We start from the raw sequence: 13,737 nt of genomic DNA, 5'->3' as shown, positions 1-13,737 counted from the left end.
ATGGCTCGGGTGACGGTATTAGGGGCAGGAGCTTGGGGAACAGCGTTAGCAAGGCTAGCCCTGAGCAATGGCAATCAGGTGCAGATCTGGTCGCGACGGGGGCCTTCAGATCTCAAGTCTGCGGTCGCTGATGCTGACATTGTAGTATCGGCCATTTCCATGAAGGGGGTTTCGGCGTTAGCGAGTCAGCTTCAGACGGCGGCTCTCAAAACCTCGACTATTTTAGTGACGGCGACTAAGGGGTTAGATCCTGAGACCACCAGAACGCCGTCTAAGATTTTTCGCGACACCTTTCCAGACAATCCCATTGTGGTTTTGTCTGGCCCTAATTTATCTAAGGAAATCGAAGCGCAGCTACCAGCGGCCACAGTGGTGGCGAGCACCGATGTGGATGCAGCGGCAAGGGTACAGCAGGTCTATTCGTCTGAGATGTTTCGCATTTATACCAGTCCAGATCCAGTGGGGGCTGAGCTGGGGGGGACATTGAAAAATGTGATTGCGATCGCAGTGGGTGTCTGTGATGGCCTTAAGCTGGGCTCCAATGCTAAAGCGGCTCTAATTACCCGCGCCATTCCCGAAATGCTGCGGGTGGGTGTTCACATGGGGGCGCAGGTAGAGACCTTCTACGGGCTTTCGGGTTTGGGTGATCTGCTAGCCACATGCGATGGCACCCTCAGTCGTAACTATCGTGTGGGCTATGGCCTCGCGCAGGGGAAAAAACTCGATGATATTTTGGCAGAGTTAGGCAGTACGGCTGAAGGGGTGAACACGGCTCACGTCCTGATCGACATGGCCAACCGTGACGGTATTCCAGTTCCCATTGCTCGCCAGGTTCATCGTCTTCTGCGGGGGGTAATCACCCCCCAGGAAGCCGTTGGCAACTTGATGGAGCGGCAACTTAAGCCAGAGGCCTGTGATTTAAGGGCTAAAAACTAAGTCCGTTTACGCCGTAGTAGGTATGGAACGGGAGATTGGCTTAATTGCGATCGCGATTTTTCATGGCGCGATCGCTATAGTCATACAGTTTCTGAAAATAGCGTCTCGATGATGAGTCTTGCTTATCCGTAATGGGTGTCTGTTCAGACATGGCCTCTGATGAGGGTTCAATGTTTTCCTCTGTATCAGCAGAAGTAGCTGACTCAGCACTTATCTCTAAGTCAAGTTTGTCAGAACGTTCTGGCACAGCAGTTGTTTCTGTTACTGGTAAATCAGACTCATCAACTTCAGCATCATCACGATCCTCAGTATCACGATCCTCAGTCAGGCTGTTATCCTGCATGGTCTGATCGATCGAGCCGCCAGTATTTTCAGAGGGCTCAGCGGTTTCTATGATCTCCGGGGCTGCTATGTCAGGAATCTCTTGCTCCAGTGTCTCCGGTTGAGCTGGTGCTAGTTCACCAGGTTTATCCAGCTTTTCCAGAATGGACGGTGCGGCTACCTCCGGTGCCGCTACTTCCGGTTCGTCCAGAGTGGGCGATTCGATAACTTCCGGGGCCGCTACTTCTGGTACCGCTACTTCTGGTACCGCTACTTCTGGTACCGCTACTTCTGGGGCCGCTACCTCAGGCTCTTCGACAACCGGTGGCTCATAGGTTGGATCGATAATGCCGCCCACATCTTCTAAGGCCACCTCTCCCCGGATGATTTTGGCAAGACTATTGTTGTCATTGGGGTCATAGTCAATCAGTCGCACAGTGTTATTAAAAACCCCTGCAATTGGCTTACCGTCCTCGTTAACCAGTGTGAGCTGTACCCAGTTTTTTCCAGGTTTTAAGCCCTCTATATATATAGGTTGCCAATCTTGGAGGGTGATACTGTGGCCATTGATGGTGTATCGCACTCGCCAATCTGAAATCGTTGGGTTATCTACAGCGACTTGATGTAGAGGAGCCTCAGTTAAATAAAAATCCAATAAAATCGGCTCAGCTCCATAGACACCCATGGGTGCACCGTAAGTGAGCAGTGGCTGATTAGCCTTTGGTGCATTTTCATCCGTTTTGGCAAAGATGTGAAATGTCGCTTGGGCATAAGCCCCTTCATTTTTAAAGCTTTCATGCCAGGGGCGTTCAGCAAAGATCCTGATGGTATGGGTGCCTGGCGTTAGATCCGTCAACGTAATAGATTGATCAAGGTCGTATATCGCACCATAGGGCTGATTATCCAGCAGAAGCACTAAGTGAGGCCCCATCTCCCACCTTGTGTCCTTATATATAGGTAAATCTTTCACCCTTAGGACTACACTGACTGTAGTTTTGTCAAAAACTTCTTCAGCTTTGGGTTCCAGGATTTGGACTTGGGGTTCGTAGGTATCTAGCCACGGGGCCAATTCTTGAATCAGTTCCGGTGTGTCTACCTGCTTGATCGGAGGACTTGGCGTAAATAAGGAGGACTTAGCGGTCTCCGTGACGGTTGACGGTTCGATTCCTTGAGGATTGCTACAGCCCGTACTGAATAAAAGTGCTGTTAAAACCAACGCTCCAATTATCTTGACTAAATGCTGTTGCCAACGTCCCAAAACATTAGAAACCAGAGTCATGGTGTAGCTCTTCCTGTGACAGTTAAATGTGCCCCTGCCCTGCCTTTGAAACCAAACAGAACTGTGCTTAATCGATCCTAGCGGGCTACTGTCACGCTTAATGAGGAAATCCTCTACAACCACCGCAAGAGGAGAAAATTACTCAGCTAATTTACAAAAATAAATAAATCTAAATATATGCATGTACGAGACTGAATCCCTTACTATTATTAGATTCTATGGTGTTCATTAGGAAAAAGAAGTTGAGTTTTTGGGTTTGTATGCAATCTCCATGACTTACGGCCCAAAATAGAGATCTCTATTGAGATTTGTTAATATCACCCATGCTCGATGTCAATTTTGTGGCATTGACTACCTTGCGATCCTTATCCTAAGAGGATTTCGGAGGTTGAATTATTGTTAACTCGACGCAAAATTGGTGAAGCGCCAAGTCTATAATGCTCAGGAGCAATCCTATTAATGGCGAGCGTCAAAATTTTCTGTGAGTTAACATCTCAATGAAAATGTTTGCAATTGTTTCATTCACGAAGCATTTGCTGATCTCGTTTTTTAGGCTGTTCGTTCTTTGTCTAGAGAGAGGAGAGTCTCCATGACAACTACCCCGCGGGAGCGGGAGGCAGCAGTCAAGGTGGCAGTTGATGAGAATCCGGTACCTGTTTCTTTTGAGAAATGGGGCAAGCCCGGTCACTTCAGCCGTGCCTTGGCCAAGGGACCCAAAACTACTACCTGGATTTGGGACCTCCATGCCGACGCTCACGACTTTGATAGTCACACCAGTGACTTAGAGGACATTTCTCGTAAAATTTTTAGCGCTCACTTTGGCCATTTGGCCATTGTGTTCATTTGGTTGAGTGGCATGTATTACCATGGCGCTCGCTTTTCTAACTTTGAAGCTTGGTTAGCAGATCCCATTAATATTCATCCCAGTGCTCAGGTGGTTTGGCCTATTTTTGGTCAAGAAATCCTGAACGGTGAAGTGGGCGGCGGCTTCCAAGGTATTCAAATCACGTCTGGTTTGTTCCAGATGTGGAGAGCAGCTGGTTACACCAACTCCTTCCAGCTTTTGTGCACTGCCATCGGTGCGCTGGTAATGGCTGGTTTGATGATTAATGCTGGTGTATTCCACTACCACATCAAGGCTCCTAAGCTTGAGTGGTTCCAGAACGTGGAGTCCATGTTGAACCACCACCTGGCTGGTTTGTTTGGTCTAGGTTCTCTAGCTTGGGCTGGTCACCTGATCCATGTTTCTTTGCCTGTTAACGCTCTATTGGATTCCGGGGTGGCTCCACAGGATATTCCTTTGCCCCACGAGTATCTGCTAGATAAAGTGTTCATGGCGGACTTATTCCCTGGTTTTGCGCAGGGGATTACTCCATTCTTCACCCTGAATTGGGGTGCTTATGCTGACTTCTTGACCTTCAAGGGCGGTCTAAATCCTGTGACTGGTGGTCTATGGATGACTGACATTGCGCATCACCATGTGGCGATTGCTGTCATGTTCATCTTTGCTGGTCATATGTACCGTACTAACTGGGGTATTGGTCATAGCATCAAGGAGATCCTAGAGGGTCAGAAGGGCGATCCGTTGCTCTTCCCTGCTAAGAATGGCCACGATGGCTTGTTTGAGTTCTTGACCACTTCCTGGCATGCTCAGCTGGCTATCAACCTGGCTATGGGTGGTTCGGTAACGATTATTGTGGCTCAGCATATGTATGCAATGCCTCCGTATCCTTACCTAGCAACTGATTACGCTACCCAGCTATGCTTATTCACTCACCATATGTGGATTGGCGGCTTCTTGATTGTGGGTGGTGCTGCTCACGGTGCGATCGCAATGGTTCGTGACTACGATCCGGCCATGCATGTCGACAACGTGCTCGACCGCGTCTTACGCGCTCGTGATGCCATCATCTCTCACCTCAACTGGGTATGTATTTTCCTAGGCTTCCACAGCTTTGGTCTATATATCCACAACGACACTATGCGTGCCTTGGGTCGTCCCCAAGACATGTTCTCCGACAGTGCGATTCAGCTACAGCCTATCTTTGCTCAATGGCTGCAGAACCTGCACACCTTAGCTGCTAGCGGTACCACTGCTCCTAATGCAATTGGTCCTACTAGTGTTGCCTTTGGTGGTGACATGGTTGCCGTTGGTGGCAAAGTGGCTATGATGCCCATTGCTCTTGGCACAGCTGACTTTATGGTGCACCACATCCATGCGTTCACCATTCACGTAACTGTTCTAATCCTGCTTAAGGGTGTGCTTTACTCCCGTAGCTCTCGCCTCATCCCTGATAAGAGCGAGTTGGGTTTCCGCTTCCCTTGCGACGGCCCCGGTCGTGGTGGTACTTGCCAGGTTTCTGGTTGGGACCATGTCTTCCTAGGTCTGTTCTGGATGTATAACTCCTTATCTATTGTGATTTTCCACTTCAGCTGGAAGATGCAATCGGATGTATGGGGCACGGTTTCCGGCGGTGCGGTATCTCACCCTGCTGGTGGTAACTTCGCGACTAGCGCAATTACTATCAACGGCTGGCTCCGTGACTTCCTTTGGGCTCAGGCTTCACAGGTAATTAACTCCTACGGCTCTGCTATCTCAGCCTATGGTTTGATGTTCCTAGCCGGTCACTTTATCTGGGCATTTAGCCTGATGTTCCTGTTCAGTGGCCGTGGCTACTGGCAAGAGCTGATCGAGTCCATCGTTTGGGCTCATAATAAGCTCAAGGTCGCTCCTGCAATTCAACCTCGCGCACTGAGTATTACTCAGGGTCGTGCGGTTGGTGTCGCCCATTACCTCCTCGGCGGTATTGTGACGACTTGGGCGTTCTTCCATGCTCGAATTCTGTCGATAGGTTAGCGGGGAGGACTTAATAGAACACTATGGCAACTAAATTTCCAAAATTTAGCCAAGACCTCGCACAAGATCCAACTACGCGTCGGATCTGGTACGGGATTGCCACTTCCCATGACTTTGAAAGCCACGATGGCATGACGGAAGAGAATCTTTATCAAAAGATTTTTGCTTCCCACTTTGGTCACCTGGCAGTCATTTTCCTCTGGGTATCCGGCAACCTGTTCCACGTTGCTTGGCAAGGTAACTTCGAGCAGTGGGTCGCTGACCCCCTCGGTACCAAGCCCATCGCCCATGCGATTTGGGATCCTCACTTTGGCCAGAATGCGGTGGATGCGTTCACCCAGGCTGGTGCTACTGGCCCCGTTAACGTGGCGTTCTCTGGGGTTTACCACTGGTGGTACACCATTGGTATGCGGACCAACGGCGACCTATATTCGGCGTCCTTGTTCCTGCTAGTGCTGTCCTCAATCTTCCTGCTTGCAGGTTGGTTGCACCTACAGCCTAAGTTCCGTCCCAGCTTGTCCTGGTTCAAAAATGCTGAGTCTCGCCTAAACCATCACCTTGCTGGTTTGTTCGGTGTGAGTTCTCTGGCTTGGACCGGTCACCTGGTACACGTTGCAATTCCTGAGTCCCGTGGTGTGCATGTTGGTTGGGATAACTTCCTAACTGTTATGCCTCACCCCGCTGGCTTGGCCCCATTCTTCACTGGAAACTGGGGTGTATACGCTCAGAATCCTGACACTGTAAACCATGTGTTTGGTACATCTGAGGGTTCGGGTACTGCAATTCTCACCTTCTTGGGTGGTTTCCATCCTCAGACTGAGTCTCTATGGCTCACTGACATGGCTCACCACCACCTAGCCATTGCGGTTGTCTTCATCATTGCTGGCCACATGTACCGAACTAATTTCGGTATTGGTCATAGCATCAAGGAGATCCTCAATGCTCACCAACCCCCTAGCGGTAAGCTTGGTGATGGCCACAAGGGTCTGTTTGACACGCTCAACAACTCCTTGCACTTCCAGCTAGGTTTGGCACTTGCCTCCTTGGGTGTAGTAACGTCTCTAGTGGCTCAGCACATGTATGCGTTGCCTCCTTATGCCTTTATGGCTAAGGATTACACCACCATGGCTGCGCTTTACACCCACCACCAGTACATCGCTGGCTTCATCATGATGGGTGCCTTTGCCCACGGTGCGATCTTCTTGATTCGCGATTATGATCCTGCTGCGAACGCTAACAACGTCTTAGCTCGCATCTTGGAACATAAAGAAGCAATCATTTCTCACCTGAGCTGGGTAACTCTGTTCCTCGGTTTCCATACCCTGGGTCTTTACGTACACAACGATGTCGTAGTTGCCTTTGGTACTCCCGAGAAGCAAATTCTGGTTGAACCTGTGTTTGCACAGTGGGTTCAGGCTGCCTCTGGTAAGGCCCTATACGGCTTTGATACTCTGCTTTCCAATGCTGACAGTGCTGCTACAGCTGCTGCTGGCGGCATCTGGCTACCTGGCTGGTTCGAAGCTATTAACAGCGGTACCAATTCTCTCTTCTTGACCATTGGCCCTGGTGACTTCTTGGTTCACCATGCGATTGCCCTGGGTCTCCATACAACTACTTTGATCTTGGTCAAAGGTGCATTGGATGCCCGTGGTTCTAAGCTAATGCCCGACAAGAAGGACTTTGGCTATAGCTTCCCTTGTGACGGCCCCGGTCGTGGCGGTACTTGTGACATCTCTGCATGGGATGCCTTCTACCTAGCCATGTTCTGGATGCTTAACACCATCGCCTGGTTAACCTTCTACTGGCACTGGAAGCATCTGGCTATCTGGTCTGGTAACGTAGCGCAGTTTAACGACAGCTCTACTTACCTGATGGGTTGGTTCCGTGATTATCTGTGGTTGAACTCTTCCCAGTTGATTAACGGCTACAACGCCTACGGCATGAATAACCTGTCTGTATGGGCATGGATGTTCTTGTTCGCTCACCTGGTTTGGGCAACTGGTTTCATGTTCCTAATCTCCTGGCGTGGTTACTGGCAGGAGCTTATCGAGACCATCGTATGGGCTCATGAGCGTACTCCTCTAGCTAACCTGATCAGCTGGAAGGACAAGCCTGTTGCACTATCCATCGTTCAGGCTCGTTTGGTTGGTCTAACTCACTTTACTGTGGGCTTTGTCCTCACCTACGCCGCCTTCCTGATAGCGTCAACGTCTAGCCGATTTGGATAGCGTTTGAAGCTCTCTTAGGAGAATGAAAAAAGCCCTTCAGCTAAGCCTGAAGGGCTTTTTGTTTTGGCTCAAGTGCATAATTGATGTGCCAACTTCATTTCGGGTACTCTTGTACCAAATAATAGTTTTTCTAAGATAGTTATCTGGATTTATTCGAAGATATACGGATGTACACCTATTCAGAAGTGTATGAAACTTTAATCGATGAACAGCAACCTCTATCAGTTGGCCTGGCTATACTCGAAAGTTGGGCGAGAGTTGAGCAAAAAAATGAATTAGTTCATTGGTGCAGACGTGAACTAGATGGTTACGAAAGAACACCCTGGCCGAAAATTCCTGAATAGCGTCGTCGAAAAAATCGCACTTCACATAATAAGACTACTATCTTTATTAAGTCAGATGATTCCCTAAGAAAATCAAAAATCATTCAAATTAACGATACTTTCTTTGAGGATGGTTGTGTTTCTCTCCTGGAAAGGACTGCCCGTTCATTTGATGTCCTATATAGGATTAGGTGCGAGGCTATTGGCAAACTAAAACAATATTCTAATTGTTCAAGTATGACTCCTAATACAGATGAAATCCAAAATAAAAACAAACAATATCAGGTGGCAATCTCTTGTGCTGAAGCGGAACATGATTATGCAGAGAGGCTTGCTCACATTTTAGAGAGATATGACGTAAGTGTTTTCTATAAGGGAAATGAGCAAGGTGAGGTATGGGGGCAAGATTTATATCAGTATGATGTGTTAATCAAGAGAACTGAATACTGCGTTATTTTTGTTTCTAAAGCCTACAGTCAAGAACCTCAGGCTAAACATGAGCTAAAGCAAGCACAAGCTAGAGCATTTAGAGAAGACCTGTATATTCTACCTATTAGAGTGGACGATACGGAAATACCAGGCTTAACCGAGACTACTAAGTGTATTTATTTGAAGGATTATACCTTTGAAGAAATAGCGAAAATGATACGAACAGACAAGCTGCGATCTTCCTCTATTAGTAGAAAAGATACTGGGAGTAAGAATAATCTTGGTAAGCAAAACAAGAAGTCTTCCAGAGGTTTCTTGAGGAAGAAAGCTAGCTCATTAACTGAGAGGAATATATCAGTTTGTTTGTTTATAATTATATTCTCAATCTTAATCTATTTCGTTTTTAACTCTCCTACTGAAAATAGTTTTACACTTTCCATAATAAGGTTGCTTGCAGCTTTCACTGCAGCTCTCGGCACATGGCTATTTCCAGGAGAGTTATATTTGGAAGGCCAGATCTTTAAAAACATTTATGTTAAAGCTGTTAGCGCATTTGCTATGTTTGTGTTTGTATTCTTTTTGTTTTATAGCTTGCCAGCTCAGAATGCTGGTTTTGTTGACGATATACCACCATATCTCATAGGTAGTGATGGAGATATCTCCTACTCGGTATTTCAAGAAGCTTTTGAAGAAAATGGTGGACAAGATATTCTTGGTTTTCCAATCAGTAACGTTTATAAAGGTGACCGTAGTGCTCTTATTCAAGAGTTTTCTGGCGGCACCGATGAAGTTGGAATCTTAATTAAGCCGTTGGAATCTCATAAAGCATTTTGGGTCGGTGGTGAGTTTTGGCTGAAATTTGAAGCTGCTGGTGTAGGCAACCCTACTCTTGGGTATCCAACAACAAATAGGTATCCGACTAATGATGGTTGGCGTCAAGACTTCGCTAGAGGCGGAGCGATACTGCAGTTAGATAAAGTCGCATTTCCTGTTTTTGGGGGAATTGGTGTGCATTATCTTGAGGAAGAAAACGGTGAACTTGGGCGATTAGGGTTTCCAATCAGCATAGAAGAGCAGCAAGAAATATCTACAACCATTCATCAGAAATTTGAAAATGGCTATATCCGATACGGTGATGGGCCGACACGTACTGTTATGAATTCTGATAAATTATAAGCTGCTCTAGGCGAATTAACCGGCATCTATCGTGTTGGTTGAGCTTGGAGCCTTCTATGTTCTAACTCCTAATCCGTATAAATGAGTGCTGCTAAATCTGTGCATAGAAGCTCCCCTTCTAACGTGTAAACACAAGCGCCTGCGGCGAATCCTGGCCCCATGTCACCATAGTGTTGATTGTATCGATCTGCAGGAATTGTGTAGTTTCCATATTGTCTCTTATTAAGATCAACAACAAAAATTTCAGACCCTTTTGGGGCAGTTGAGCGTGCCCACGTCATGTTGCACTTAGGGGAGTATCGAAGCTCAATATGAATATCTTCTACTTGCCTTTCAGCCTTAGTTTGAGGCTTTCTATCACACTTTTTTTGAATAGGATCTTTGTTAAGACAAGATTCTGGTTCCTGAAAACAGGGATGTACTATATTTAGGAAGTTCGCTAAGCCAATAGTGCTTAGGATGCTAACGATAACAATGACTACTAAAACTTCAATAAGGGTAAATCCTTGAGCTTGAAGCTGTGTACATTTTGTTAAGTGAATAGCCATAAGTAAACTTAGTTTTGAATCGTTAATTCCAAATCCTAAAGCTTGCTTGGATCAACTCCCAGCTCTCTTAACTTTTCCGCCAATCGATCAGCCCGAGCTTGCTCTTGATCAACCTGAGCCTGGGTCTGATCAACTCTTTCCTCTGGTGTCAGTAACCGATTCCCATCTTGGTCATACCAATAGAGCCATTCCCGCTCTCGTCCCAGATAAGTACCCCGCTCACGTCCCAGCCCCAAACCAATTTCAGGCAACCAAATCGGTCCACCTTCCAAAAGCTGATAGGTGCCATCCACCAGTTCATAAACCTCTAGCGGCTGTCGCTGCCGACGAGCTCGCGTGCTGCTAGATGGATTTGGCAGATAAACCGCATAGTAGGGAATGCCCAGATCCGCATAAATGTCCTTTTTACGTTCGTATTCCCCACCATAGGTTTTAGAAACCACCTCCAACGCCAAGGTGGGAGCAATATTGTCCTCTTCCCACATCACATAGCTGAGGCGACCCTCTTCGCCAATAAAGCGTTCCACCCCTAAGCTTAGGAACCCATCAGGAACAACCGCAGGTGTTGATGGCGCATAGTAAATCCCCATATCCACACCAAAGAACCAGTCCTGACGGTCAGGCCATGCCATTGCCAAAATTGCCTCCAGTAGATTCGGGATTAAATTCTGTAACTCGTTATCCACAGGGGTATCATCTGAGTCGGGCAACTCAGCAGAGGAAGGCAGACACTGCTGCTTAGGGTCATACTGTAAAACCACTGGTCAAGTTCGATTAGACCGACAATAGAGCTATTGTAATGCGATATCTATAGAGCAGGGTGACAGCGCAACTTAAGCCTGTTTGGCTTTGCTGAGTTGCCGTTGTATCAGACATTCTTGAAAGATGTAGTGGAGTGTGCCAAGGACAAAACCTTGTTGTGCAAAAGATATCCATTCCATTACGGTAACTTCATGGCATTCACATCAGATGACTACGAAAATACCATTCTCTAATTGAAGTTTATTGTCAGTGCGCTCATAAATTCAGAATCATAGTTATGGATAGACGTAAGGTCACGTTGAGGTTGTTGGGATGTGGGTTGATTGCTGGGCTGACTGTACTAAACTTACGCCCAGCCATGGCATTTCATAATGAAATTGAAACCCTAGATGCTTTAGCACCTGGCCCTAATAATTTTTCGGGCCATGGGGGTGATGTGATCATGATTCGTGCCCAGAGTGCAGGTGGTAATACCACCTGTTTTCCGGTGGTGACTCCTACAGAATCTTTGTTGCCCATGGGGGAGGTTAAGCGAACTGCCAGTGATAAAACCTATATATTTGAGGTTTATGAGGATGGTACCTATGAGTATAGTCTGCCAACGCCTCTAGATGAAACCGGGAGTTGTTCCATAACTGTAGGTTTGGCAACACGTTATGAAACATTAATACTTGAAGCTCAGGAGCTAGAGCGTAATAGTTATTGGGTTGTTTCTGAAGAAGATACTGCTAAATTCCTTCAAAGACAACAAGATACAATGGCACTTTACCAAGAAGCAATTGATTTGGAACCAGAATATCCTGATGCATATAAGCGAGTGTTAGAATTGTTGTTAGAGATTAATGTGACTGATTTTGATCTGGAACAAGATGGGCTGGATGAGTTAGGCGAGATTTTTCTGCATTGGCCAGACTCAGCGCGGATGACCATGATTAATCATTTAGAGGCCTTGGCACAGATCTATGAAAAGTCTCCTGACTGGCAAGAAGAGAAAGGAGATGATCCTTTATTTTTAAAAGGCTTTGCTGAATTTGTTCAGACAGGAAACGCACCTGACGTGGTGAGAGAGTTATTACTGGAAGGCCGAGGAGGTTAGGGATCATAATATAGGGGGCTATCCCCCCGTAAGTTTCTTTTTAGAGTTGCTTCTAGAGCCTGGTAGACTTTGGATAAAGTTCGCATTAGGCTCTTGTGGGACGATATCCTTAGCTAAAATAATAAGAACTTAGATTTGGAGCTGGGATGATGTCGTTAACTGCATCACGTTTGACCAAGTCAGTTTTGAGAATATGGTTAGCGTTACTAGCTCTGTTGAGTATTCCCTTATCTGCTAGGGCACAGCCTGATCCTACACCTGAAGACAATCCGCAAGTTCCCTATCGTCTATTATTACCCTTGCTACAGCCCTATCCTCTATTTGGAGAGACGGTACAGTTACACATTGGCAATGATGTTCCAGATTTACCAACTGAACTACCAGTACCTACTGCTGGAGTGCATCAATGGACTATGGTTACAGCACCTTATCACTTGTTATTTTTTGAGGTAGATGGAGAATACTCGCAAGTTGAGTCTGACTATTTAGAAGACTTGCAACATGCTGGATGGGAACGCTGGATGACGCCTGAGTTAGAACCCGGCCTGGAGATCACCGATACGGAAGATAGCGCTACTACTGGTGCACTAGTAATTTCTATTACCTTTGGTAGACCGAGTGAACCTTTGCCAGAGTCAGAAAAACAACAAATATTTTGCAAACAAGGAAGTGATATTCAATTATCGTTTAATACTTTTCAAAGCAGTTTAGATACCACTAAGCTCAGAGTTACTCTGATTTCTACACAATCTGGCTTTGCATGTAATTCTGAGAAAGACTCGTGGGCTGAGTCCGAGAGTACGTTACTATTCGAATCTGATATTTCAGAGCTGTTGCCAGAATTATCACTATCCCCCCCTAACGATGCACAACTTGAATTTTTAGATAGTAACGGTGGTAATAATTATTTAGACACACAGACCAAGATTCAGACAACTTTATCGTTAGGGGCACTAACGGCTCACTACTCAACCCAAATGCGCCAGCAGGGTTGGAGCCTGCAAAGCCGCAGTGGTAATGATCGCTTGCAGTGGTCTGTATGGTCTCAATCAGTTGATTCCGAATTACCGCAGCAAGCGACAGTTTATCTGTTTGCCACAGAAGAACCCGAGCACTATATAGGAATGTTTGGCCGGAGACACAGCTCGCAACAAGATTTTTGGCCCGATCTTGTTACTGATAATATTCCAGATGGAGAAATCCCTGAAAGTACAGCCCTGGGAATCTTGAAAGATATGGGGCAACTCTCTGACAGTGAGGAAATTGAGTTATGGCTGAACCAGCTGCCACCTGCCTTTTCTGATAACTTACCTGTTCCTCCAGAAACGGTTGTTTTAGGGGGTACATCAGATGTTGTAAAAGATATTGCGATATTAGAAACCTCACTACACCCCGGACTAATATCTGACTTCTATCGTGAGTCTTTGACTGAAGATGATTGGCAGATTCGTGAAAATGTTCAATTGCCTAGCTTTAATTTTGGTTTCGAGTCTTCTAGATTTTATTCTTGGTTTCCTCAATTATTTTGTCATTCGAACGGAGTAGATGAGCTTATTTTACAAATTCGACCTGTTCAGAAGGAAGCATCAACTATTTACCTTGAGCGCCATGCCATTGGTTCGTTATCTCCTTGTAGTAGCGAGGATCAGTTTTACGTACCTAAGTTTTGCCCAAATTAATGGCGACTTGCTCTGAGGAGAGAAGGGTTTCCAGCCCCCGTATCCAAGGTCTGACCAGAGAATCCGCTGCATTGATTAGAATTTCAATTAAGTACCCCTGTGA

The 13,737-nt window shown here is 46.4% G+C and carries 9 protein-coding genes; 6 read left to right on the top strand and 3 right to left on the bottom strand.

Annotated elements, in window-relative coordinates; translation table 11 throughout:
- Positions 1 to 936 (top strand): NAD(P)H-dependent glycerol-3-phosphate dehydrogenase, encoded by a 936-nt coding sequence (locus tag QGP82_RS19900; RefSeq protein WP_163671854.1) that lies wholly within the window; start codon positions 1 to 3, stop codon positions 934 to 936.
- A 40-nt stretch (positions 937 to 976) separates the two neighbouring features.
- On the opposite strand, the gene QGP82_RS19895 is transcribed toward QGP82_RS19900, so the two are convergent.
- Positions 977 to 2,536 carry a hypothetical protein gene (locus QGP82_RS19895; RefSeq protein WP_499060765.1) on the bottom strand — a complete coding sequence of 520 codons (1,560 nt, stop codon included), beginning with the start codon at positions 2,534 to 2,536 and terminating at the stop codon, positions 977 to 979.
- Positions 2,537 to 3,125: 589 nt separating this feature from the next.
- On the opposite strand from QGP82_RS19895, the gene psaA reads away from it, so the two are divergent.
- From psaA to QGP82_RS19880, 3 genes are all read left to right on the top strand, one after another.
- Positions 3,126 to 5,393, top strand: coding sequence for a photosystem I core protein PsaA (gene psaA / locus QGP82_RS19890; protein WP_163669349.1), 2,268 nt, complete (start codon positions 3,126 to 3,128; stop codon positions 5,391 to 5,393).
- A 23-nt stretch (positions 5,394 to 5,416) separates the two neighbouring features.
- Positions 5,417 to 7,621 (top strand): photosystem I core protein PsaB, encoded by a 2,205-nt coding sequence (psaB, locus tag QGP82_RS19885; RefSeq protein WP_163669350.1) that lies wholly within the window; start codon positions 5,417 to 5,419, stop codon positions 7,619 to 7,621.
- A gap of 560 nt (positions 7,622 to 8,181) precedes the next feature.
- Entirely contained in the window at positions 8,182 to 9,549 is a 1,368-nt protein-coding gene (locus tag QGP82_RS19880; protein WP_499060764.1) for a TIR domain-containing protein, read from the top strand.
- Positions 9,550 to 9,617: 68 nt separating this feature from the next.
- Here the strand turns inward: QGP82_RS19880 and QGP82_RS19875 are convergent, their stop codons facing one another.
- On the bottom strand, positions 9,618 to 10,097 hold the full coding sequence (locus QGP82_RS19875; protein ID WP_499060763.1) for a DUF2690 domain-containing protein: 480 nt from the start codon (positions 10,095 to 10,097) through the stop codon (positions 9,618 to 9,620).
- Between the two features lie 35 nt (positions 10,098 to 10,132).
- On the bottom strand, positions 10,133 to 10,858 hold the full coding sequence (locus QGP82_RS19870) for a Uma2 family endonuclease (RefSeq protein ID WP_499060762.1): 726 nt from the start codon (positions 10,856 to 10,858) through the stop codon (positions 10,133 to 10,135).
- A 278-nt stretch (positions 10,859 to 11,136) separates the two neighbouring features.
- Here QGP82_RS19870 and QGP82_RS19865 point away from each other — a divergent pair, with 278 nt between their 5' ends.
- Together QGP82_RS19865 and QGP82_RS19860 are read left to right on the top strand one after the other, a co-directional pair.
- A complete protein-coding gene (locus tag QGP82_RS19865) occupies positions 11,137 to 11,955 on the top strand; it encodes a hypothetical protein (RefSeq protein WP_499060761.1) in 819 nt (272 codons plus the stop codon).
- 146 nt (positions 11,956 to 12,101) lie between these two features.
- Positions 12,102 to 13,634: a hypothetical protein gene (locus QGP82_RS19860; RefSeq protein ID WP_499060760.1), complete on the top strand. Its 1,533-nt coding sequence runs from the start codon at positions 12,102 to 12,104 to the stop codon at positions 13,632 to 13,634.
- Positions 13,635 to 13,737 lie beyond the last annotated feature (103 nt).

Source organism: Leptothoe sp. LEGE 181152 (assembly GCF_032906605.1).
Classification (GTDB): Bacteria; Cyanobacteriota; Cyanobacteriia; order Phormidesmidales; family Phormidesmidaceae; genus Leptothoe; species Leptothoe turfae.
This window is presented reverse-complemented; position numbering and strand designations above follow the sequence as displayed.

Coding starts and splice junctions, on each gene's coding strand:
- QGP82_RS19865 (WP_499060761.1), top strand. CDS start 11,137: ATGGATAGACGTAAGGTCACGTTGAGGTTGTTGGGATGTGGGTTGATT.
- QGP82_RS19900 (WP_163671854.1), top strand. CDS start 1: ATGGCTCGGGTGACGGTATTAGGGGCAGGAGCTTGGGGAACAGCGTTA.
- QGP82_RS19875 (WP_499060763.1), bottom strand. CDS start 10,097: ATGGCTATTCACTTAACAAAATGTACACAGCTTCAAGCTCAAGGATTT.
- psaB (WP_163669350.1), top strand. CDS start 5,417: ATGGCAACTAAATTTCCAAAATTTAGCCAAGACCTCGCACAAGATCCA.
- QGP82_RS19895 (WP_499060765.1), bottom strand. CDS start 2,536: ATGACTCTGGTTTCTAATGTTTTGGGACGTTGGCAACAGCATTTAGTC.
- QGP82_RS19860 (WP_499060760.1), top strand. CDS start 12,102: ATGATGTCGTTAACTGCATCACGTTTGACCAAGTCAGTTTTGAGAATA.
- QGP82_RS19880 (WP_499060764.1), top strand. CDS start 8,182: ATGACTCCTAATACAGATGAAATCCAAAATAAAAACAAACAATATCAG.
- psaA (WP_163669349.1), top strand. CDS start 3,126: ATGACAACTACCCCGCGGGAGCGGGAGGCAGCAGTCAAGGTGGCAGTT.